Raw genomic sequence first — 23,151 nt, forward strand, 5'->3', positions numbered from 1 at the left:
TCTCAGGCCTGCTCTTCGCCACCATTGCGGGCGAGCCATTCGCCTATGATCGCTTCGTCATCGCCGACAATGTCGTGGCCGGCGTCGAGCGTGCGCGTCTCCAGCTCGGCCCCGCAGGCCCTGAACCAGTCGGCCAGCGCGGGTGCACGACGGCCGAAGGGATCGTTGGCCCCGCTCAGCAGCAGCACCCGGGCCTGCGCCAGATCAGGCATGGGCGGGTCTTCCAGCACCGGCGAGGCGCGCAACAGGATGGCCCGGCGGATCGCCTGCGGGTAGAGTCCCATCACGGCGGCGGCAAAATTTGCGCCGTTCGAGTAGCCAAGGAAGGTCAGGCGTTCAGCAGCAAGCCCATAGGCTGCGACGGCCTCCTCGACGAACGCCTCAAATGCCTCCGCCTCGGCGCGGATGTCGGCCTCGTCGAAAGTGGTCGCCGTCAGCCGCCGGAACCAGCGCGGGGACCCTTCCTCGTGACTGCGACCCCTCGCGCCCAGCAGCGTCGCCCTCGGCGCGATCCGATGGGCAAGCGGCATCAGGTCGGCCTCGGCGCCGCCGCTTCCGTGGAGAAGCACGATGACACTGCCATCCGGATCGTCCGGGGTGTGGAAGCGGTGGACGAATGGCAGGTCCCGCGGGGCGAGGCGAGGTTCTCCCGGCATCGCAAACTGCGGCAGCATCACACTGATCGCCTCTGCACGCTGCTTGTCGTGGGGTGGCACCATCAGCGCTTCTCCTAGCCGGTCCGGCATTTCATCGATCGTGAAGCCCGGCCCGTCGGTCGCCAGCTCGATCAGCGTCCCGCCAGGCTCGCGCACATAGAGCGAGGTGAAATACTTGCGGTCATGCACGTTGGTCGGCGACGAGTTGAGCCGCGACAGCGCAACCTCCTCGGCGCGGACGGCCGGTACGTCGGGAACACGGAACGCCACATGGTCGGCGGTTCCTGTGCCGGGAATGCCCGGCACGTATCCCGTCACGTCGCGAATATCGACCGCATCGGTGTCGGAGATCATCCTCGTCGTGTTCTCCGCGCGAGGCCCCGGCCGGTAGCCGAACCGCGCAACGAAGGAGGCGGTCTCCTCCGGCGTCTCGGTCAGGATCGTGACCGCGCGCAGTCTGCGCGGCGCCATCGCCTCGTCGCCCCAAGGCGCCATCGAGGGGAGATCCGAGCCGACCAGCTTGACGATGATCCCGTCCGGGTCCTTCAACCGCAGGACTGGCTCATCCAACTCGCGCGACGGACCTTGGTACGGCACCCCGGCCCGCAGCGCACGCGTCATCCATTCGCCAATGCTCGCCACAGGCACCGCGAAGGCAATTTCTGACACCTGGCCGTTGCCGACCCGCCCCGGCGCTCCGTCTTCCCAGACGAGGAACGTGACCAGCGAACCGGGCGACCCGAGGCGATCGCCGTAGAACAGGTGAAGCTGCGTGGCGTCTTCGTAGCCGCCGGTGCGTTTTACGAGACGAAGGCCGAGGAAGCCGATATAAAAATCGACGTTGGCCTGCACGCTGCGCGTGATCAGCGTGACGTGATGGATGCCACTTTGCGAGATGTCCGTTCACTCCTGCGGTTTCGGGTGGTATCGGCCACGGAGTCCAACCCGGGCCGACCCAAAAGGCTGTCACGCCGCCTGTTCGACGGCCAGCAGCTTTTCCATCTCGGCACGGCCGAAGCCGGCGCCGAAGATCGGCGTGCCCGTGCCAAAGTGGCGACTGGCCGCGAGCGGTCCAGCGTCGACGGCATCGTAGCCCAGACGGTCGACAAACGCAGCGACGATCTTGCGGGCTGCGGCATCATCTCCGGCTAGGGCCAGAGCGCGGCGGTCGGGATCACCTGCCGGCCGCGCTTCCTCCTCGATCTCATGGTAGCCCATGTGATTGAAGCTGCGCATCAGCCGTGCCCCCGGCAGATAATCCTGGACGACCTCGCTGCTGGATCGCTCGCCCTCGAATTCGGCAATGGTCCCATCGGTCGGCGCCCAGTAGTTCATGACGTCGATGACGACCTTCCCGGCCAGAAGGTCAGGCCGCAGGCTCCGATACTTCGACAATGGCAGCGCCAGCACCACGATATCGCTGGCGGCAATCGCATCCTCGGCCGTCGTCGCCTTCGCTCCGGGGGCCGTGAACTCCAGCAGGAGCTCGATCTCGGCAGGCGGCCGCGCCGTTGCGACGCGGACCTCGTAGCCGGCTTCGAGCGCCAGCCGCGCCAGCGCGGTGCCGACGCGGCCTGCGCCGAGAATGCCGATGGCATGCGCGTCATGCGGCATCGGCTGTCTCCTTCGCAGCGCTGGTGTTGCCGAGTTCGGCATCGACCAGCGGCTTGACCTTGGTGCCGAGCAACTCGATGGAGCGCAGGAACTCCCTGTGCGGCATCTGGCCGACATCGGTCTGGAAGAACTGCCGCACGTGCCCGAGGCTCTTGTGCAGGTCGACGATGCGCTCCGCAATCTCTTCGGGACCACCGGCAAACAGGGCTCCGCTTCCGCTGGCCTCCTTGTCGTAGTGGAAGCGTGGTGGCGGCGCGAAGCCGCGGATCTTGCCAAGCTGCTCCATGACGCGGTGCCAATGGGTCCAGAAAAATTCCTTGGCCTGAGCCGCATCCTCGCCGACGAATCCGGGGCTGGCGACGGAAACCTTGATCCTGCCTTGCGGGATCTCCGCCTGCGCAGCCGCCCGCCGATAGAGATCGGCCAGAGGCGCAAAGCGCTTCGCCTGCCCGCCGATGATCGCGTAGGAGACGGGCAGGCCAAGCAGGCCGGCCCGCACCGACGAATGCGGATTGCCGCCGGTGGCGAGCCAGATCGGCAAGGAGCCTCGCTCGGGGCGCGGCACCACCAGTGCGTCGTTCAAGGCGGGGCGGAACTTGCCGTTCCAGGTGACGGATTCGCTTTCGTTGATCTGGAGGAGCAGCTCGAGCTTTTCCGCGTAGAGTTCGTCGTAGTCGTTCAGGCTGTGCCCGAACAACGGGAAGGATTCCGTCGACGATCCCCGGCCGGCGGTGATTTCGGCGCGGCCGTTGGAAAGCGCGTCGAGCGTGGCGAACTGCTGGTAGATCCGCACCGGATCGTCGGTGCTGAGCACGGTGACGGCGCTGCCAAGCTTGATGTTCCTGGTCGTGGACGAAGCGGCGCCCAGGATGACGGTCGCAGCGGACGCCGGCATTTCGCGCGTGTGGTGCTCGCCAATGCCGAAATAGTCCAGTCCCACCTGATCGGCGAGCTGGATGGCCTCGAGCAGATTGCGGGTGGCCTCGGCCGTCGAGCCGAGCTTGCCGGTGGCGGCATCCATCTGCACGTCGCCGAAGCTATAAACGCCAAGTTCCATGATCTTTGCTCCTTCACCGGTGACGCGGCTTGAGGACAGGCGTCACAGACGGTATATATTCGTAACCTGGCCTAATATTGTGACTGGCTACAGCGGCACAAGGAGGCACATCGATGTTACCGGAGAACGGCAGCCTGCTGGACGTGTGCAGGCCCGTACGCCAGATCCTCGCGCGGGTCGGCGACAAGTGGAGCGTCCTGATCGTGATGGCGCTGCGCGACGGACCCCGGCGTTTCAACGAGATCAAGCGCGCCGTGGGCACGATCTCGCAGCGGATGCTGACGCTGACGCTGAGGAGCATGGAGCGCGACGGTCTCGTCCTTCGCACGGTCACCCCGTCAAAGCCGCCGCGCGTCGACTATGAGCTGACCGAGCTGGGCCATTCGCTCCGCGGTCCGGTTGAGGAGCTGGGCAAATGGGCGATCGAGAACGAAAACCGGATCGCTGTTGCGCAGGTCTGGTTCGATGGCCGCGACCAGGCTGCTTGATCTCCGCCTGCGATAGGTGACGTCAGGTCGGGAGGCCGGGGCCGGCCAGGCTTGCCAGGCGTTGAGGCTTTCGCGGAGTGCTGCCCAGAAACAACGAAAGCCGCGGAGGACCGCGGCTTTCGTAGAAGCTTAAATGGAGCGGGTGGAGCGATTCGAACGCTCGACCCCAACCTTGGCAAGGCAAAAATTGCGCTGTTGGGGCAATTCGCTCCAGTAGCTGCGAATGCGCTTGAATCCGTCGGAGAACGAGGCGTCGAGGTCCTCCAGTTTCGAACTGGGCTCGAACAGAGTGGACACGCGCGAACCGCCAAGTACTCCGGAGATTGTGACCGCGCAGTGACCCGCCAAGGATTGCGTGCATTCGCGTACTCGATCCCGGCCATCTGCGCCCCATTCACATGTATACCGACACATCGCTGCTATCAGGAAAATACCAATCCCCGGCTGCACAACGTCGGTATGAAAGTGGGAAGTGGTGGTGTAGGTCACCACGCGGAAAGAACCGTGTTCCCATGTCCGTGGGCGCAACGATAGCAGACACTGGGGGAGCGAATGCCGAAATACCTTTTCTTCGGGTTCACGAACCCCGTGCCGGGCCGCGAAGACGAATACAACGACTGGTATACGGAAACCCACCTTCCCGATCTTTTGAAGGTGCCGGGAATTGTCTCGGCCCAGCGTTTCAAGCTCGCCGACCATCAACGCTCGCCGGGACCACACCCCTACAAGTATCTCGCGGTCTACGAATGCGAAACGGACGATGTGCGCTCGATCGTATCAGAGCTGAAGGCGCGCTCGGGCACCTCCGAGATGCCTATCAGCAGTGCGATGGATACCGAACGGCTGATGTACTTCTTTGAGCCGATTACCGATGTGAAGAGTACTGAAGCTTGACGCGGTAGCGGTATCGATTTCATCGGCCATTGCGAGTGCAATACTGGTTCGCGCGCAAAGCGCCAGCCTCGAAACTCCACGCCGTTCCACTATCATCTGAGGGCTGAGCGCGCAGTTGACGAACGACACATACGTCGTGGTGTGCCCGGCCGTTCGATTTGGCCGACCAATCGGTGTCGACGACTTCCCGAACGAAGATCGCGGCCGATGGAGACTCGATGACGACCCACGTTCTGAAGCCGATTGATATCGGTGGGGTAACCATCCGCAATCGCGTGGTGCGCACAGCCCACGGCACGAGACTGGCATACCACTCTTTCGAGGATCTGTTTGAGTTCCATGCGCCGCGCGCACGCGGAGGCGTCGGTCTCACCATCCTGGAACTGATGAGCGTCCACCCCACTTCACCCAACTCGCTCAAGGCTTGGAGCGATTCCCAACTGGAAGACTATGGGTGGATGATCGACAAGCTGAGGCCCCTGGGCATGAAGCTCTTTCAGCAGCTCTGGCATGGGGGACAGCACACGCGAACGGACGACGGCTCCCCATCCTGGTCGGCTTCCGACATGCCCAGCCCCTTCACCAACGCCGTGCCGGTCGTCATGACCAAGCCGATGATCGATGAGATTGTCGCTAGCTTCGCCCTTGCCGCGCGCAAGTGCGAACAGCGGGGTGTCGACGGCGTTGAGGTGCATGGCTGCCACGGCTACCTCATTCAGCAGTTCCTCTCGCCCAACACCAACCGACGCTCGGATGACTACGGCGGAAGCTTTGAGAACCGGGCGCGCTTCCTTCTGGAAATCCTGAAGGCCGTGCGCGCTGAGGTTTCGTCTGGCTTTCCTGTCGGCGTCAGACTTGGGCCCGACGAGGCGACAGGTGGGGTGAGCGTGGACGAGAGCCGTGCCTTGGTCGAGTTGCTCCAGAACCATGGCCTCGTGGATTTCGTGAACGTCTCGATCGGCAGCTATCAGAACTTCGACCGGATCCTGGCGGGGATGCATGAACCGGCAGGTTACGAACTGCCTCGCACCGTTCCCGTGACGAAGGCCGCCTCCGTCCCCACGATCGTGACCGGGCGCATCAGGACGCTGGAAGAAGCCGACCAGATCATCCGACAAGGCGATGCCGACCTTGTCGGCATGACGCGGGCCCACATTGCCGATCCGCATATCGTGCAGAAGACGATCGATGGTCGCGCCGAGCAGGTGCGTCCGTGCATTGGCTGCAACCAGGGTTGCCTGGCGGGCCTTTTCGGGCCCGAGATCAGGGTGGGCTGCACGGTCAATCCCACGGCGGGACGCGAAAGGACGATCTCTGAGGAGCGCGTCATGGGTGCCGAGCATCGGAAGAGAGTATTGGTGGTCGGTGGAGGTCCCGCAGGCATGGAAGCCGCTCGCCTGGCCGCGATGAGGGGGCATGAGGTGATCCTGGCGGAGGCGCGACCCCGCCTCGGCGGCGCGGTCAATCTGGCCGCGGCGACAAGGTCGCGCACCGGCATCCGTGACATTACCGCGTGGCAGGAAACCGAATTGTATCGGCTCGGGGTCGAGGTGCGCCTGTCGACATATCTCGAAGCCGATGAGGTTCTCGCGGAGAAGGCCGACAGCGTGATCGTGGCTACTGGCTCCACTCCGCGCATGGACGGCATCCAGGCGATGAACCCGGGTGAGAAGATCAAGGGCGTTAACCAGCCGCATGTGCTGTCATCGCTCGACCTGTTGGAGGGCAACCGACAGGTCGATGGCAAGAGTGTTCTGGTCGCGGACGATACAGGCCATTACGAGGGCATCGCGGTCAGCGAGTACCTGCTCGACCGCGGCTGCCGGGTGACGTTTGTATCCCGGCATGTCTCGTTCGCGCCGCTGCTCGAAACGTCGGCGGTGAACGAACCGATGCTGCGCCGCCTGTCTTCGGCTGGGATCGATATCCACCTGCGCGGCCGCGTCATCTCGATTGGCGAATACACGGCAATGATAGGGCCAACTTACCTGCCAGCGACGTCGAACCGGACGCGGCAGATCGAGGCCGATTTCGTCGTGCTGATCAGCCCGAACCGCGGGAACTCGGAAATCTTCCACGCACTGGCTGGTCGCCATCCCGACGTGCGCATCGTCGGCGACGCGCTTTCACCTCGGTTCCTGCCAACCGCCGTGCGGGAAGGGTGGATGGCCGGAAACGCGGTCTGAGCATCCAGCCATCTCAGCGATAGCCCCGCCTATTTCTTGATGAGTTCGTCGAAACCGCTGGCGATCGCCGCCTCGGAGCGCCGACGATACTCGTCAGCACTATCCCGGTACTGCATCACGCGGCGCTTGGTGCGCCCGTCGACATTCGTATTGACGCCGGTGAACCAGCTGTCCACGCCAGCCGAAAGGTGGCGGCTCTGAACATCGCGCGCATGGTCCATGAATTCCTGTTCTACCGCCAGCCTCGGCTCGGCATAGGTCAGTCCATGCTCGTCCATATATTTGACGAGCCTCGCTATCCATTCGGCGTGGTATTCGCTGGTGCGCGGAATGTTGCCCTGGGAACTGAGCGGTCCAGCCGGCATGAAGAAATTCGGGAAACCGGTCACCATCAGGCCGAGATAGGTGATCGGGCCCTCGCTCCACTTGTCCGCCAGTTTCAGGCCGTCCACACCCTCTATGTCGATCGCTTCGAAGGCACCCGTGACGGCATCGAAACCGGTCGCATAGATGAGCATGTCAAGTTCGTGGAACGCATTTGTCGTCTCTACGCCTGTGGGCGTGATGCGCTTGAAGGGTGTTTGCTTCAGGTCGACCAGCGTCACGTTCGGCTGGTTGTAGACCTCGTAATAATTGGTCTCGTGGGGGACGCGGCGCGTTCCGAAGCCATGATCCTTGGGTATCAACTTCTCGGCCGTCTCGGGATCGTTCACGCGCTCTCGAATCTTCCTGCGAATGAAGTCGGAGATCAACGCGTTGGCGCCCTCGTCAATGACGAGATCCATGTAATTGCCCTGCCATATGCCCATTCCCCGCGCGTTGTAGCGCTCCTCGAAGAAGCGCTCCCGCTCTTCGGGCGAAGCATCGAAGACACTCCGCAGCACGGGGGTGTGGAGGAACCAGGCCCGCGACGAGTTCACCCGCCTCTTTAGGTCCGCGTAGCTCGCCTTGATCTCGTCCTGCTCCTCAGGCGTGATCGGGCCGTTCTTGAGCGGTGCACAATAGTTCGCCGTCCTTTGAAAGACCGTCAGGTGACGTGCGGTCTTTGCCACCTCCTGGATGGTCTGCACCCCCGAGGCGCCGGTGCCGATAACGCCCACGCGCTTGCCTTCAAAGCTGACGGGAGTCTTCGGCCAGCGAGCCGTGTGATATGCTTCCCCGGCGAATGTCTCGACGCCTTCGATCCTCGGGAGCTGAGGGAGCGTCAACGGCCCTACGCCAGCGACGAGCCAGCGCGCCCTATGTCTCCTGCCGTCGTCAAGCGTGACCTCCCAGACGCTTTCCCTCTCCAGGAAACACGCCGCCGTCACACGGCTAGAGAACTGCATATCCTTGCGCAGATCGAAACGGTCGATGACGTAGTTGAAATATTTCTCGGTTTCCGCCTGTCCCGAAAAATGTTCCTTCCAGTCCCATTCCGCGAATAGCTCGGGAGAGAAGAAGAACCCGTAGGAGTAGCTTTCCGAATCGAAGCGTGCACCGGGATAGCGGTTCCAGTGCCATGCCCCGCCCGGCCCCTCTCCAGCCTCGAAGAGGCGGCAGCGCAGGCCCAGTTCTCCAAGTCGCACCAGTGACGAAATCCCACTGGCGCCTGCCCCGATGATGATGGCGTCGTACTCGGCCGAGGCCGCAGGTTCATTCAACTGCGAAAGCGTGTTTGGCCGGTTCATCAGCGTTCGACATGCGCCCCTGTGGATGGTTCAAGGCATTGGATCCTCACGGAGGAGATAGCCGAAGCACCGGGTCCGGGCACGGCAATAAGAGCCGTTGGTTTCAGTATTTCATATGCAAAGCCGCCACGCCGACGGGCGAAGGAAGGCCCCCCGAAAGCCGGCGGGCTTGGACTTTCAAACGCAATTCGGCGCGCAGATGCTGCGCGCCGAATTTTAGTCAAAAACCGCACATGCGGACCGTCGCCAGGCTGGACGCCTAGTTGGAAAGAACCCACTTTCCGTCCTTTACGGTCACGAGGAACGCTGCGTCGTCGCCGACTCCCCATGGCCACTTCGGATCGGCAAAGGTGTAGATGCTGTGCACGCCAGGCACCTGGTTCAGCTTGCGCAGTTCGGTCGCTATCGCAGCTCGGAATTCCGGCGTGCCGGGTTTGGCGGTCTGCACCGCATTCTCCAGGGCCTCCGCGGCAAGTAGACCGGAATCGTAGCCGAAGCCGGAGACCGCGTCGACGGTGCCTTCACCGTGCTTGGCGTTGTACTTTGCGATGAAGTCCAGCGCGACAGGCTTGCGCGGCTCGGAATCCGGCAGGCTCTCGGCAACCGCAATGGCGCCGATGTTCGCGTGGATTCCCTCGAGCGCCGCTCCGCCAAGGCTCAGGAAGTCCTTGTTGAACACGCCGTTCGAATTGTAGATCGGCCCCTTGTAGCCACGCTCGACAACGGCGACGTTCGCCAGGACGCCGGCAGAACCGGAAACCCCGAGGAAGATCGCATCAGGGTTCTTCGAGACGAGGCGCAGCACCTGCCCGGTCACCGAAGTATCGGCGCGTGCATACCGTTCGTCCGCGACGATCTCGAACCCGGCTTCCTTTGAAAGCGCCTGCAGGGTGGAAAGGTTGATGTCGCCCCATGCGTCCGAGAAGCCGAGGAAGCCGATGGTTTTGATGCCCTTCTTCTTCATGTCCGCTATGGTCGGAAGCATCCACTTGGCGGGCGGAGGCGGGACGTTGAAGATCCATTCGTCGCGGGCATCGTCGAGCTTGACCGGAGCTGTCGGCATCAAAACGAGCTTCGCGGCAGACGTGATCTGAGCAATTGCGATCGCCGTGGGCGCCGTCGATGGCCCGATGATGAGGTCCACATTGTCCCCCTCAACGAGCTTTCGCGCATTGCGCGAGGCGACCGCAGGGTCGCTGGCGTCGTCAAGGACGATCACGTTCACCTTTTCGCCGCCAATGTCGGCCGGAACGGCAAGTTCGACCGCGTTCTTGAGCGCGATGCCCTGCGAGGCCGCAGGACCCGACAGAGAATAGATCACGCCGATCTTGATCTCGGCGAGAGCTGGGCTGGCGAGTGCAAGCGCGCCAATCGCGCATGCCGTCGTCACAGACACGAGTCTTGAAATCATTCTGTTGTGCTCCTCCATTTTCGGGACGGTTCCTCCGGCCCACTCGATCCCCCTCCGCTCCGTGACGGAACGGCAGGGCAGACTTGTGATAGGTCTTCAGGGGCGATCGTGACGCCTCATGCCGCTGAAGCACCTAGATACGTGCGCATGATGCGCGGATCGTGCAGCAGTTCGGCGGCCGGGCCCGAAAGCACGACCTCGCCGGTTTCGAGCACGTATCCGTGGTCGGCTGTCATGAGGGCGGCGCGGGCATTCTGCTCGACCAGCAGGATGCTGACCTCCATCTCGCGCAGTTGCGCGATGACGCGGAAAATCTCGCGCACGACAATCGGCGCCAGGCCCAAGCTCGGCTCGTCCAGCATCAGCAGTTTCGGTCGCGCCATGAGCGCACGACCAAGCGCCAGCATCTGCCTCTCGCCACCCGACAAGGTTCCGGCAATCTGGCTGGCCCGCTCGGCAAGCCGCGGAAACAGTTCGAATACACGCGAGAAATCCTCGCGGATGGAGGCGGCGCCTGTTCTGCGGCGGCTGAATGTGCCAAGCAGCAGATTGTCTCGAACCGACATCTGCGCAAACAGCTCGCGTGTCTCGGGCACGAGAACCATGCCCTTGCCGACACGATACTGAACGTCGTGGCGCTGCAGCGGCTCACCTAGAAATTCGGCTTGGCCATCAAAGGGCAGCAGGCCCATCAGCGCCTTTAGGAACGTGCTCTTGCCCGCGCCGTTCGGCCCTATGATTGTGACGATGCGGCCGGGCTCCATGTCGATCGACATGCTGCGGATCGCTGCGATCTTGCCGTAGCTGACGTTGAAGTTGGCGGTGCGAAGGAAACCCATCACGCGACCCCACCCAGATAGGCTTCCTGCACCTTCGGGTCGCGGCGAACATCCGCGGGCTTTCCGACCGCCAGCCGGCGTCCGAATTCGAGCACCACGACATCGTCGGCCAGGCCCATCACGAACTCCATATCATGCTCGACAAGCAAAATGGACATGCCCTTGGCGCGCAGGTGGCGCAGCAGATCCGCCAGCGCCTTCTTCTCCAGCGCGCGCAAACCGGCCGCCGGCTCATCCAGGATGACGAGGACGGGATCGGAAATGAGCGCGCGGGCAATCTCCAGAAGCCGCTGCGGACCGAGCGGCAGATTTCCGGCGAGGGCGAAGGGGTCGTCCGCAAGGCCGACCTCCCGCAGGGCCAGAAGCGCCTCACGCCGAAATGCCTCTTCCTCGGCGCGGTCGAGCCCGAGAATTGCGGCAGCGACCCCGGACCGCATCCGCCAATGCGCGCCAATCAGAACATTGTCGAGCAGCGACAGCTGCGGCCTGAGCTTCACGTGCTGGAATGTCCGGGCGAGTCCCTTGCCGATCAGCTTGTGCGGTGGAGCGCCTGTGATCGGAGTCTCAACGAAGGAGACCGAGCCCGAGTTGGGAATTTTCAAACCGCTGATGAGATCGAACGTGGTGCTCTTCCCGGCGCCGTTTGGCCCGATCAGCGCGAGGATGGAGCCAGCGCGCACTTCGAAGCTGAGGTCGTCGACGGCCACAAGGCCGCCAAAGCGCTTGCCGATCCCCTTCAACTCCAGCAGAGGCTGAACACTCGCCCGAGCCTGTTGGGCGCGGTCGAAGGCCAGTCGCTCTCCGGTCCGGAGCTCCGGAAGCGCTGGGTTCGGGCGCTTGGGAAGAACGCGCGCCAGTAGGGGTGAAAGGCCGCGCGGTGAATAGTGAATCAGCAAGATGAAGACGATACCGAACACGACAATCTCGGCGGTACCCGCGTCGAAACCGAGGCTGGGCAAGGTGTCCTGGATCCAATTTCGCCCGAGTGTGACAGCGGCAGCCCCGGCGACCGCGCCGAAGACGTGCCCAACGCCGCCCAGCACAGACATCAGCAAGATCTGCATGCTGTTGTTGAGGTCGAAACTGCTGGGCGCGATGAAACTCTGAGTGTGCGCAAAGAGCCAGCCGGCGAGGCAGCCAAGCTCGGCGGCCAGTACGAACAGCAGAAGCCGCATGCGAAACGCGCTGATGCCGAGACTCTCGGCCAGCAAGACACCGCCTCGCAATGCGCTGATCGCCCTGCCCTGCCGAGATGACAGCATGCTCGCCGCCCCGAGGAGGGCAAGCACCAGCAGTGTCCAGACCAGGTAGTAGGTGCGCGCCGGTCGGTCGAAAACGATGCCGAACAGCGTGATGGGCGGGATATCACCGATGCCGCTGTGAGCTCCCAGATCACGGAGATTTCCGAAGACCATGTAGATCGCGACCGCCCACGCGAGCGTGGTGATAGGGAGATAGTGGCCGCCCAAATGAAGCGTCACTGCACCCATCAGAACCGCGCAGAGCGCGACCAAGCCGATGGCGCCAACCAGCCCCAGCCACGGATCGAAGCCGAGACGAAGCGTCATGTAGGTCGACGTATAGGCGCCGATTCCCATGAAGGCGGCCTGCGCGAAAGACGTCACGCCACCGGAACCGGTGAGCAGCACGAGGCCGAGCGTGGCAATGGCGTAGATTCCCACCAGGGTGAGCAGAAGTAGGCCGAAGGACCCGACGAAGAACGGCAGAATGCTGAGCGCCAAAACGGAGCCGATAAGAAGCATATTGTAGCGCGATACGGGCGACACCGGAGCGGACACCTTTCGATCAATGGTCGTCACGCATGCTCCTCCTCGTCTTCAACCTCATGCCGCGCCCACAGCCAGCGGGTGAGTACGATGGGAATGACGGCGAGAAAGACGATGATCTCCTTGAAGGAGCTGGCGAAGAACGAGGCGTAGGCCTCGACGAGGCCGACGAGCACGGAGCCCAGAGTGGCCAGCGGATAGCTGACGAACCCGCCAAGGACGGCCCCCACGAAGCCCTTGAGACCAATCATCAGTCCGGAGTCGTAGTAGATCGTCACGGTCGGCGCGATGAGGATGCCTATGACCGCGGCGATCAGTCCGGCAAGGATGAAGGCGATACTGCTCGACCGCCGGGTCGATATGCCGACAAGCCGGGCGCCGTCGCGGTTGTAGGCGGTGGCGCGGAGCGCCTTGCCGGTTAGCGTGGCGTTGAAGAAAAGCGCAAGTCCGGCTGACAGCAAGCCAGCCATGACCAGCACAATGACAAGCTGAGACTGGAACTGGAAACCGAAGATCGTCAGCGAACCGCCGAGGAAGGCAGCCGTCCGGACGCCTTCCGCGCCGAACATGACCATTGCCAAGCCGGCAAGCGCGTAGTGAAGGACCAGCGCCACGATCAGAAGCGTCAGCGTCGAGGAGGTCTCGATGGGCTGGAAGACGACCCTGTACAGCAAGGGAGCGATGGGAACGACAACCGCCATCGCAACCAGGATCTGGCCCACCATATTCAGATCGACGCCCTGAAGCGCGACGACTAAGCCGACGGGCAGAAGCGGGATGACCAGCCACAGGAGCAGTGCCGTGGGGATTTTCCAATAAGTGCGCTCGCGGAGGAGCGACCAGCACTCGGCGCTGGCCGCCAGAACTGCCAGGACGCCAAGGATGTACACAGTGCCGGGGAGCTTGCCGTTCTGGATGGCATGCAGCGTCAGCGCCGAGAAGGCGATGAGATCGCCATAGGATGCGAAGATGACCCTGGTCGTCGTGAAGACGAGCACGAATCCGAGTGCGAGCATCGTATAGATCGCGCCGTTTGCAATGCCGTCCTGGAACAGGATCGCCGCAATCTCAAAATCCATCGCTTCGCCTTCTCTTATCGTCTCGATGTCGGCAGACCGTATTGGATCGTTCTGCGCCGCCTGAAGATGGAAATCGTACAGCCTTGTCAGGCCGCTCGACCCGAGTAGGACTCCGACGCCGCTCGCTCAATCAATCCGGACGAACTTGCGGATGCGGAAGACAAGACCCTCGACGTCGACGACGGTCGAAACCATGGACCTGCCGTCCTCGGCGAGGCGGCGCAACACAGAGTTTTGTGCTTGGCCGTTCAGATGGTCGCGGCTGATGCGGTATTGGGTCCGCTGGTCCAGATTGATCACCCGCACGAGCGCGTACGGCTGGCCGATTTCGAAGCGGCGCTCCCTGTCTCCGCCACTCGCCTTGATGCGCTTCTTGAAGTCCTCGACCTCCGCCGCGATTTCTGTTCCATTGGAAGGGCTCAAGATTTCGCGGACCGTATACGGCACCCATTCCGTGCTGTCGTAGGGCGCGGTGTAGCCCATTCGAATCTTGGGCCGATCACCATAGAGCACCTCATAGTCCTGCATCCGGTCCTTCACGGTGATTGTGATCACTTCCTCGCCAATCTCGTCAGGGACATGCTTCTTGAGGCTGTCGTCCCATACCAAGGAGCCGGCGAGATCGATCGTCCATGTCCCTTGGAAAGGGTCGTTCATCTTCCATTTCTCCGGCTGAATTCCGCGACCGCATCTCCCCCCGGTTCAGGAGGCCGATGCATTGTGCACGGGTGGCGACCATGCCGTCAGACGATACTACAGGCCCGCCGGTTTGGGAGATCACGCGGGCCGCTGGAGACAAAATTGCATTGACAATATGCCCCCTCCCGGGCCGCCGGATTATTGCATCCGCAAAATCCTCGGCGTTCGATTGACAGCCCGGCGCGGCAGCCTTTCTATCCCGGCCGAACTGCAATCGCCGGATCGCTGGACCTTGTCCCTGGCGCGCCGCGCAGGCGAATACGGGAGATGGTCTGGGAATGGATCTGGGAATCAAGGGCAGGCTGGCAGTTGTGACGGGCGGTAGCCGCAATGTGGGCCGCGCGGCGGCGGAAGCGCTTGCGCGCGATGGATGTCGCGTCGTCATCGTTTCACGTAACGCCAAGGATGCCCGCGACGTCGTCGACTCACTGACGGCGGAGGGCCATCACGCCTCGGCAATCGAAGGCGATGTCAGCCGGCATGAGGGCATTGCTCCGCTCTTCGAACGCATCAGGAAGGAGCACGGCGATCCCGATATTCTCGTCTACAACAATGGAGGACCGCCGGATTCCCATGTCGGAGCGGCGAGCGTCTCGGACTATCTTGCCGGCTACGACATCACGGTGATCGGCTTCATCCAGGCCGTCGAGGAAGTCGCCGGCCACATGAAGGAACAGGGCTGGGGACGCATCGTCACGCTTGGCTCGATGTGCGCCAAGCATCCGCACAGGGAAGTGCCGATGATCGTGCACAACATCGTTCGTCCGGCAGCGCTCGGCGCGTCGCGGACGCTCGCCAACGAGCTTGCCCCGTTCGGCATTACCATCAACACCATCGGCACCGGGCGCATCGACGGCGGTGAGAACGGCTCATTCCGCCGCACCTATCGCGCCATCGCCGCCGAGCGGGGCCAGGACGGTGACGAGTTGATTGCGCAGTTGCTGAAGAGCTTGCCTGGCGGACGCGGCGGCAAGCCTGAGGAAGTCGGCGCCCTGTGCGCCTTCTTGTGCTCGCATCTCGCCGGTTTCATTACCGGCCAGTTGGTGATGTGCGACGGCGGCCAGAACAACACCCTCTATTGAGGTGACGAACAACCCCGACAGGTTCCGCCGTCGAGCTGGATCGCGGCAAATTTGCGTTGTCGGACAACCCTATTATCCGCCCCGCGTTCTTGTCGACCTAGCGCCTCGATGGCATATTGCTGCTTCCAGGGAGGAAGCAGCATGACTCGTGAACCGGTCAAATCCGCTGTGCGGGCGTTGGAAATATTGAAGCTGTTTTCCGAGGAGCGCCGTGAGCTGAACCAGAAGGAAATCATCGGACGATTGGGTTATCCGCAGTCGAGCGCAACCTTCCTTTTGAAGAGCATGGTGAGCAGCGGCTTCCTTTCCTTTGATCGGAAGACTCGGACCTATCTGCCGGCGCCCGAAGTCTATCGCCTCGGTGAGTGGCTCGAGAGTTTCGGCTACGAACAGATGTTCCGCAAGGGTGTGCTGACAGCCCTACTGGACGAACTCATTGCCGAGACCGGCGAGACGGCGTCGATCACCACTCAGAATGACATCTATGTTCAGTGGCATAGGATTGCCGGCGACGATCCGGTGGCTTGTCGCCGAGTGGCGCAAGGCACTGCTTTGCCGCTGACTTGGTCTTCCTATGGCTACATGCTTCTGAGCCGGGAGAGCGACAGCCAGATCGATCGGGTGGTCAGGCTCATCAACGCGCGCGAGGCTGAGCCGGCATACAAGCTGGATGTGGACCGCACGACCGCAGCGTTGCGCGCGGCGCGTTCCGACGACGCGTTCTACATGATGAATTCACGCCTCGAAGGGGTTGCCTCGATTGCAGCCCTTCTCCCTGTGCGCGTCGCGGGCCGCAACGTTGCCGTGGGCATCGGTGGGGACAGCGCTCGGGTCGGCCCGCGCCGCGACGAGTTTATGCGCAGGCTTACGGACACCATTTCCGCCTTTAAATCGGACCTCTTGTCCAACTTCTGCGAGGAACGCAGGCTGGCGCTCGCAGCCTAGCCCCACATCTGAAGCGTAATGCCGCATTCGCTTCAGAACTTCATGACCCCGGTATCAAGGGAAATCGGAGCCTCGAGTTCGAGGCCCGCGATGAGATAAGCACGGCGGAAATCGCGAATGTGCTTGGTCATCCATTCACGCGCCGTTTTTCGGTCACGGGCGTAGATCGCCTCAGCTATGGCCTTGTGCGCCTCATAAAGGCGGTGCCGCGCCTGCGGGACTTTCTGATAGAGATCGAGCGTCGCCGAGAACAGCAACGCGCTGATGGGGTCGACCGACAATTCCAACGCGGCGTTGCCTGCTGCCCGCGCGACGATCTTGTGGAACTCGATGTCATGAGCGATGACGACCTCGTCGTCCTCGATGCGGCTCTCAAGCTTCCGGACGCTTTCCATCATTTCTTCGGCGACTTCATCGGTGATGCGACTGGCGGCGAGATCGGCACAAAACGGCTCGATCTCCATTTGAACTTCCCAGAGATCGAGGAAGCTGACTTTCCGGAGGGCCATGGCTCGCGTGTTGTAGCGCGCGACCGCGCTCGGCTCCGGAACGGAAGCAACCAGCCGCTTGCCGCCGACGCGCTTCAGCAGGCCCGAATTCTCGAGTGATCGAATGCTTTCCCTGACGGTCGAACGATGGACGCCAAGCTGCGCCGACAGTTCGAGTTCCGTCGGCAGCATGTCCCCCGGCTTGATGCGGCCGCCGACGATCTCCTTCTCGATCATGTCGGCGACACGCTTGTAGCTGGGGGCTGTGTCGACAAGCGGCAGAGTGACGCCCTCGGGTCGAGCGGACGACGTTGTCATGGCAATCCTCTGTCGAATGGGTTCTCATGTGGCGCGGGCATCTATGCCTGCAAGGCTGGCACGGAGATTGCCCGGCAAGCCGTCAGTCACTTGCCGGTATGCATGGGTCCTGCAGAGCATAGACGCTCTATGACCAGCCAACCGGAAAGGACCTCAGTTGCCGTCGACTACGGCTGGTTGAGGCGGAGGCCCGGTCGCGGCCACTCAAAAGCTACGAGCTTTCCCGTGGACGAAAGCGTCACATAGGCCGTGCGTAGATTACGGCCACCGAAGCAGATGTTCGTCACGTAGCGGTCCGGTAGGGCGACGCGTTCGATCGAGCTTCCATCAGGCGAGATAATCGTGATGCCGCCGTTCATCAGCGTGGCGACGCAAACATTCCCGTCAGAGTCTACCGCAAGCGAATCAAACAGTTGGTATCCGGGCAATCCCACCAGCAACGAGCCGCCATGCGGTGATGGAAAAGGCATCTTTCGGACTTGTCCCGGTGCGGTGACCTCGAATTCCCAAACCCTGCCGGTCACCGTCTCGGCGACATAGAGGCGGTCGCCTTTCGCAGAAAGACCGACGCCGTTGGCTTGCCACATGGGGTAGATCACTTCGGCAATGAACGATCCGTCTGCCTTTGCATAGTACACGCCACCACGATGCACGGACCGCGGCGTTCCCTTGCCTGCATCGGTAAACCAGAACCCGCCATGGCTATCGAACACGAGGTCGTTGGGACCGCGGAAGGGAACAGGTCCATCACCGTCATACAGTCGTTCTACCGTACCCGTGGCCAGGTCGACACGTTCGATCCATCCAACCGGGTCTCCCGGTGGCGCGCCAGCAGGACGGAGACCTTCGTCATCCTCGTGCCAGGCAAAGCCGCCATTGTTGCAGACATAAACCTTGCCGTCTGGACCCAGCGCGGCCCCGTTGGGCCCGCCTTCCAGTTGCGCAACTTCAATGCGAGTACCGTCCTGCAGGATTCGTGTGAGGGTGCGGGCCTCGATTTCGACCAGCACGACCGAGCCGTCTTCCAAGACGACTGGTCCTTCCGGAAAGCGGAGCCCCTCAGCGAGCACGCGAAAATCGGTCAAGTTCTATTCTCCTCACACTCTGGGCGCCAACTTCTGTCTGGCGCCTGTTCTTGCGACCCGCTTCAGGTCGCCAATGTCGACCCGGCCATGCGGCCGCCATCCACCAGATAGGCAGCTCCCGTCACGAAGCTCGCCTCGTCAGAGCATAGCCACGCCGCGACTGCCGCGATCTCCTTGCATTCCGCCAAGCGGCCAAGAGGCATCGCCGAGCCGATCTTGCTGCCGTCGTTGCCGTGGAGGCGGTCGTTCATCGGTGATTGGAATGAGCCAGGACAGAGCGCGTTCACGCGGACGCCCTGCCCGCCGTATTCGATAGCGGCGGTCTTTGTCAGCCCCACGAGCGCATGCTTTGCCGCAGCATAGGCCGACATTAGTCCGATGCCCTTGAGGGAGGCCGTCGAGCCGATATTGACTATCGAGCCGCCGCCCTGCGCCGCCATCTGAGCCAACTCATGCTTCATGCAGGAGAAGGCGCCTGTGAGGTTCACGTCGATGACGCGGTCCCAATCGTGGTCGGGATAGGTGTCCACCTTGTGAAGTGGTCCCTCGATCGCGGCGTTGTTGACCGCACAGTCAAGCCTGCCGAACCTGTTCACTATCCTGCCTACGAAGCTCGCCACGCCGGCACGGTCGGTCACATCGAGGCGCTCGAAGACGCATTTCCCGCCAGCAGCTTCAATCTCGGACACCGTCTGCCTGCTGGCGTCTTCATCGATGTCGCCTATGACGACAACATTACCGTGGCTCGCCAGTTCAACCGCGGTTGCACGGCCAAGGCCGGAAGCGGCGCCTGTCACCAAGCAGATTTTCGGGGAGTCGAAACGCGGCATACCCCCGGCCTAGCCCATCGCATTTCGCTTGCCCGCAGCCGCAGATACCGGTGTGCCTATCGTGCTGTCGGTCAATTCCATGCTGTTCCCAGGTAATTTCTCGGATCGGCTTCCAACTGCCGAGCCACGGTCCGATACTAGTAGAATTCGCGCGAGCGCCAATTCATGGGCGCTTCCCGGCGGCACTAATGCGTATGCAATAAGCTTCGCCTTCCCCCTTGCGCGAGCCTGTTTCGCTACCCGTTGCGACATGTGCATGTTAGCTCTTTCGAGGCGCCGCTAGCGTTTTCGGATCCAAGCGCATCGATGCGGTGCAGGATGCGACCTCACCAAGATCCGGATCAATTGCCCTCAAAACGACGAACGAAATGCATGCAATGAGCCACCCTGCCTTCGAAAACTGGGACTACATCGTCGTCGGAGCCGGATCGTCCGGGGCAGTGATCGCCGCGCGCCTTTCCGAGTCCGGGCGCCATCGTGTTCTGCTGCTTGAGGCAGGGGGCGTGGACAACCTGTTCTGGATGCGGGCGCCACTCGGGGCTGGTCGCATGCTGCCGCGTCAGGATGTGATGTGGCAGTATGAGACTGACCCAATTCCGGAACTTCGCAACCGGCGACTGCGGTGGCCGCGAGGCAAGGCACTCGGCGGCTCCAGTTCCGTCAACGGTGCGCTGTTCGTTCGTGGCGATTATTGGCACTATGACGATTGGGCGCGGCGCGGCGCCACCGGTTGGAGCTATGCTGAGGTCCTGCCCTATTTCAAGAAGATGGAATCGTTCCACGGCGGCGACCCTCGCTGGCGCGGGACGGACGGACCTATCTCGGTCGAGTGGAATCGGGCCGGTTTGCCGGTAACCGACGCTTTCGTCCAGGCCTGCGTAGAGGCCGGCATTCCCGAGAACCCAGACTACAATACGCAGGACTGTCACGGCGCCAGCCGCGTGCAGCTCAACACAAAAGGCGGCCGCCGCCAGAGCGCCGCCGTGGGTTACCTTCGGCCTGCGCGCGGTCGTTCCAACTTGAAGATCGTCACGAACGCGCACGTGTCTGGGATCAACCTATCCGGCAATCGGGCGGAAGGCGTAACCTACTCGGTAGGGGGTGTCTCCCACAGCGCACGCGCCACCCGCGAAGTCATCCTATCGGCTGGTCCGATCGCAACGCCGCAACTGCTCGAACTGTCCGGTATCGGGAATCCAGAAATCCTGAAGCGGCACGGCATAACGCCAAGGATAGCGCTCAATGGCGTCGGCGAAAATCTCATCGATCATCTGCAGACCCGTATCAGCCTCGAGGCCAAGAACACGAAGGGGCTGAATGAGATCGTGTGCAGTCCCTGGTTCAAGTACTGGGTCGGCGCCCAATTCTTGCTCTTCGGCCGTGGGTTGATGACCGTTCCTTCCGTCACCGCGCATGCACTTGCAAAGACGCAGCCCGATAGGCTGCGGCCGGACCTGAAGATCACCATGCATCATTTCAGCGGCAAGGACCGCATGGCCTACACCAAGGCCGGCGGCATCGATCAGCATCCGGGATTGACCTTCGGTGTCGTCCAACTCGCGCCGGAATCGCGCGGGAGCCTGCACATAAGCAGCCCCGACCCCGGCAAGCCGCCGGCGATCATGCCGAACCAGCTGTCGCATCCAGAGGACGTTCGGGTTCTTACCGAGGGCATAAGGATCGCACGGCGCATCGCAGGGCAATCGGCGCTCTCCGGCTATGTCGTGCAGGAGCTCCGTCCCGGACCTGACGTCGTTTCCGACGACGAATTGCTCGAATACATCCGCGACAGCGGGCAGTCCTCGTATCACCCGATTGGCACGTGCCGCATGGGCACCGACGCGATGGCGGTCGTCGATCCGCAGTTGAAGGTCCACGGCATCGAAGCCCTGCGCGTTGCCGACTCCTCGGTGATGCCGACAATGCCGTCGGGCAACACCAACGCCCCGTCGCTGATGATCGGGGAAAAGGCGGCGGACATGATCCTGGCTGCTGCGACGTGACGAGCCTTTTTCGCCGCCGTCGCAAGCATCGCCCGGCATGATGACAGACCTCGCCGGGAAGGTCGCAGTGGTTACCGGCGCGTCGTCTGGGCTCGGCGCGCATTTCTCACGCATGCTGGCGACCCGCGGAGCGCACGTCGTGGTGGCCGCCCGTCGCGTTGTCGCGCTCGACGAGCTCTGTCATGAGATCGCGCAGGCTGGCGGCGCTGCGCAGGCCGTCGAGCTCGACGTCTCGGATGCGGACTCGGTAGCAGCGGCAGTCGCCTCGCTCGGGCGCTGCCCGGACATCATCATCAACAATGCCGGCGTCTCGGATGCACGTCCCGCGCTTGATATCGAACCCGGCGACTGGGACCGTGTCCTCGATACCAACCTCAGGGGAGTGTTCCTGGTCGCACAGGCCGCGGCGCGGCAGATGAAGGGCGAGGGGAAGGGCGGATCGATCGTGAACGTGGCGTCGATCCTCGGCCACCGGGTTGCCGGAGGCGTCGCCTCCTATGCCGCGAGCAAGGCCGGAGTCGTGCGGCTGACGGAAGCGCTGGCGCTCGAATGGGCGCGCTACGGCATCCGCGTCAACGCACTCTGCCCGGGCTACATCCGAACCGACCTCAACCAGGATTTCTTCGAGACCGACGCAGGGATGGCGCTCGTCAAGCGCATCCCGCAGCGGCGGCTCGGCCGGCCGGAAGAGCTCGACGGCGCACTCCTGCTGCTCGCCTCGGATGCCGGCAGCTACATCACTGGCGCCTCGCTCGTCGTCGACGGCGGCCATCTCGTCTCCTCGCTCTAGGGGCTTTACCATGGACTTCACCATCTCCTCGCGCATCGAAGGTTTTCGCGCCCGCATCGCGGCGTTCGTTGATGAGCGCATTTTGCCCCTCGAGGCGGACCCCGCCAGCTACGACGAGCACGAGAACATCCGCCTGGATCTCGCCGCCCGCCTGAGGGCGGAGGCGCGTGACGCCGGGCTGTGGTGCCTGCAGCTCAAGCCCGAGAATGGTGGCCAGGGACTCGGCAAGGCTGGCATGGCCGTCTGCTACGAGGCGATGAACCGCTCGGTCTTCGGACCTGTCATCTTCAACTCGGCGGCGCCCGACGATGGCAACATGATGCTGCTGGAGGCGGTTGCCACCGCCGAGCAGAAGGTGCGCTGGCTGGAGCCGGTCGTGTCCGGGAAGGTGCGCTCCGCCTTCGCCATGACCGAGCCGATGCCCGGCGGCGGCTCCGATCCCTCGATGATCCGCACCCGTGCCGAGAAGCGCGGCGACCGATACGTTGTCACCGGCCGGAAATGGTTCATCACCGGCGCGGGGGAAGCGCAGCACTTCATCCTGGTCGCCAAGACCTCCGACGATCCACGCAAGGGCCTCACCGCGATGCTGTTCGACCGCAGCCAGCCGGGTTGGCGCATCGAGCGGCGCATCCCGATCATGGGGCCGGAGGAACACGGCGGCCACTGCGAGATCTCCTTCGACGGACTCGAGATTCCCTTCAAGAACGTGCTGATGAAGGAAGGCGACGGCCTCAAGGCGACGCAGATCAGGCTCGGGCCGGCCCGCCTTACCCACTGCATGCGCTGGCTGGGGCTCTCGAAGCGCTGCGTGGAGATCGCCCGCGCCTATGCGGCCGAGCGCACCGGCTTCGGCGTGCGGCTTGCAGACCGGGAGTCCGTCCAGCTGATGCTGGGGGACCTCGCCATGAAGATCGAGATCGGCCGGCTGCTGGTCATGAAGGCGGCATGGGCGATCGACCAGGGCTCCTTCGCACGCAAAGAGGTGTCGATGGCGAAGATCCATGTCGCCAACCTGCTGCACCAGGCCGCCGACACCGCCATCCAGATCAACGGCGCACGCGGATACTCCAAGGACACGGTGCTCGAGTGGATCTACCGCTACGCCCGCCAGGCCCGCCTGGTCGACGGCGCCGACGAGGTCCACAAGATGGTCCTCAACAACCACCTCAATACGGAAGGCGACGCCTTCTGGTCATGGAATACTGCCGAGTAGAAGCTGCGAGGGAG

At 62.9% G+C, this 23,151-nt stretch carries 20 protein-coding genes; 8 read left to right on the plus strand and 12 right to left on the minus strand.

The features are described from left to right. Positions 1-2: 2 nt before the first annotated feature. The 3 genes from PD284_RS04065 to PD284_RS04075 all read right to left on the minus strand — a co-directional run bounded on the left by PD284_RS04065 (position 3) and on the right by PD284_RS04075 (position 3,327). A complete protein-coding gene (locus PD284_RS04065) occupies positions 3-1,553 on the minus strand; it encodes a VOC family protein (RefSeq protein WP_274630535.1) in 1,551 nt (516 codons plus the stop codon). 69 nt (positions 1,554-1,622) lie between these two features. Further along, positions 1,623-2,270 carry an NADPH-dependent F420 reductase gene (locus tag PD284_RS04070; protein ID WP_274626948.1) on the minus strand — a complete coding sequence of 216 codons (648 nt, stop codon included), beginning with the start codon at positions 2,268-2,270 and terminating at the stop codon, positions 1,623-1,625. Beyond that, entirely contained in the window at positions 2,260-3,327 is a 1,068-nt protein-coding gene (locus tag PD284_RS04075; RefSeq protein WP_274626949.1) for an LLM class flavin-dependent oxidoreductase, read from the minus strand. The genes PD284_RS04070 and PD284_RS04075 overlap by 11 nt, the downstream gene beginning before the upstream one ends. A gap of 113 nt (positions 3,328-3,440) precedes the next feature. Here PD284_RS04075 and PD284_RS04080 point away from each other — a divergent pair, with 113 nt between their 5' ends. The 3 genes from PD284_RS04080 (at position 3,441) to PD284_RS04090 (ending at position 6,895) form a co-directional block, all read left to right on the plus strand. Next, complete coding sequence (locus PD284_RS04080; RefSeq protein WP_274626950.1) at positions 3,441-3,815, plus strand: winged helix-turn-helix transcriptional regulator; 375 nt, start codon at positions 3,441-3,443, stop codon at positions 3,813-3,815. A 552-nt stretch (positions 3,816-4,367) separates the two neighbouring features. Continuing rightward, positions 4,368-4,709: a DUF4286 family protein gene (locus tag PD284_RS04085; protein WP_274626951.1), complete on the plus strand. Its 342-nt coding sequence runs from the start codon at positions 4,368-4,370 to the stop codon at positions 4,707-4,709. A gap of 218 nt (positions 4,710-4,927) precedes the next feature. Continuing rightward, the gene (locus tag PD284_RS04090; RefSeq protein WP_274626952.1) at positions 4,928-6,895 is read left to right on the plus strand and encodes an oxidoreductase; all 1,968 of its coding nucleotides are present in this window, start codon (positions 4,928-4,930) and stop codon (positions 6,893-6,895) included. A 29-nt stretch (positions 6,896-6,924) separates the two neighbouring features. Here the strand turns inward: PD284_RS04090 and PD284_RS04095 are convergent, their stop codons facing one another. From PD284_RS04095 to PD284_RS04120, 6 genes are all read right to left on the minus strand, one after another. Next, entirely contained in the window at positions 6,925-8,565 is a 1,641-nt protein-coding gene (locus tag PD284_RS04095) for a flavin-containing monooxygenase (RefSeq protein ID WP_274626953.1), read from the minus strand. A gap of 259 nt (positions 8,566-8,824) precedes the next feature. Then, the gene (locus tag PD284_RS04100) at positions 8,825-9,976 is read right to left on the minus strand and encodes an ABC transporter substrate-binding protein (RefSeq protein WP_274626954.1); all 1,152 of its coding nucleotides are present in this window, start codon (positions 9,974-9,976) and stop codon (positions 8,825-8,827) included. 116 nt (positions 9,977-10,092) lie between these two features. Next, a complete protein-coding gene (locus PD284_RS04105) occupies positions 10,093-10,818 on the minus strand; it encodes an ABC transporter ATP-binding protein (RefSeq protein WP_411956174.1) in 726 nt (241 codons plus the stop codon). Then, positions 10,815-12,635: a branched-chain amino acid ABC transporter ATP-binding protein/permease gene (locus PD284_RS04110; protein WP_274626956.1), complete on the minus strand. Its 1,821-nt coding sequence runs from the start codon at positions 12,633-12,635 to the stop codon at positions 10,815-10,817. Before PD284_RS04110 ends, PD284_RS04105 begins: the two co-directional genes overlap by 4 nt. Then, the gene (locus PD284_RS04115; RefSeq protein ID WP_274626957.1) at positions 12,632-13,681 is read right to left on the minus strand and encodes a branched-chain amino acid ABC transporter permease; all 1,050 of its coding nucleotides are present in this window, start codon (positions 13,679-13,681) and stop codon (positions 12,632-12,634) included. The genes PD284_RS04110 and PD284_RS04115 overlap by 4 nt, the downstream gene beginning before the upstream one ends. A 126-nt stretch (positions 13,682-13,807) precedes the next feature. After that, on the minus strand, positions 13,808-14,338 hold the full coding sequence (locus PD284_RS04120; protein WP_274626958.1) for a hypothetical protein: 531 nt from the start codon (positions 14,336-14,338) through the stop codon (positions 13,808-13,810). A 320-nt stretch (positions 14,339-14,658) separates the two neighbouring features. Between PD284_RS04120 and PD284_RS04125 the strand changes: the two genes are divergently transcribed. Then, a complete protein-coding gene (locus PD284_RS04125; RefSeq protein ID WP_274626959.1) occupies positions 14,659-15,462 on the plus strand; it encodes an SDR family oxidoreductase in 804 nt (267 codons plus the stop codon). A 141-nt stretch (positions 15,463-15,603) separates the two neighbouring features. Further along, positions 15,604-16,407, plus strand: a complete 804-nt coding sequence (locus PD284_RS04130; protein WP_274626960.1) for an IclR family transcriptional regulator — start codon at positions 15,604-15,606, stop codon at positions 16,405-16,407. A 32-nt stretch (positions 16,408-16,439) separates the two neighbouring features. Here PD284_RS04130 and PD284_RS04135 read toward each other — a convergent pair whose 3' ends face one another. The 3 genes from PD284_RS04135 to PD284_RS04145 all read right to left on the minus strand — a co-directional run bounded on the left by PD284_RS04135 (position 16,440) and on the right by PD284_RS04145 (position 19,095). After that, a complete protein-coding gene (locus PD284_RS04135; RefSeq protein WP_274626961.1) occupies positions 16,440-17,213 on the minus strand; it encodes a FadR/GntR family transcriptional regulator in 774 nt (257 codons plus the stop codon). A gap of 167 nt (positions 17,214-17,380) precedes the next feature. Next, positions 17,381-18,298 (minus strand): SMP-30/gluconolactonase/LRE family protein, encoded by a 918-nt coding sequence (locus PD284_RS04140; protein WP_274626962.1) that lies wholly within the window; start codon positions 18,296-18,298, stop codon positions 17,381-17,383. Positions 18,299-18,360: 62 nt separating this feature from the next. Next, positions 18,361-19,095, minus strand: coding sequence for an SDR family NAD(P)-dependent oxidoreductase (locus PD284_RS04145; RefSeq protein WP_274626963.1), 735 nt, complete (start codon positions 19,093-19,095; stop codon positions 18,361-18,363). A 410-nt stretch (positions 19,096-19,505) separates the two neighbouring features. Between PD284_RS04145 and PD284_RS04150 the strand changes: the two genes are divergently transcribed. Genes PD284_RS04150 through PD284_RS04160 form a run of 3 tightly spaced genes read left to right on the plus strand, consistent with a single transcriptional unit; the run spans position 19,506 to position 23,137 of the window. Next, positions 19,506-21,131, plus strand: coding sequence for a GMC family oxidoreductase (locus PD284_RS04150; protein ID WP_274626964.1), 1,626 nt, complete (start codon positions 19,506-19,508; stop codon positions 21,129-21,131). A 37-nt stretch (positions 21,132-21,168) separates the two neighbouring features. Beyond that, positions 21,169-21,921: an SDR family NAD(P)-dependent oxidoreductase gene (locus PD284_RS04155; protein WP_274626965.1), complete on the plus strand. Its 753-nt coding sequence runs from the start codon at positions 21,169-21,171 to the stop codon at positions 21,919-21,921. Positions 21,922-21,931: 10 nt separating this feature from the next. Beyond that, positions 21,932-23,137: an acyl-CoA dehydrogenase family protein gene (locus PD284_RS04160; RefSeq protein WP_274626966.1), complete on the plus strand. Its 1,206-nt coding sequence runs from the start codon at positions 21,932-21,934 to the stop codon at positions 23,135-23,137. Positions 23,138-23,151 lie beyond the last annotated feature (14 nt).

Origin of the sequence: Mesorhizobium shangrilense (assembly GCF_028826155.1) — a bacterium.
GTDB lineage: Bacteria > Pseudomonadota > Alphaproteobacteria > Rhizobiales > Rhizobiaceae > Arvimicrobium > Arvimicrobium flavum.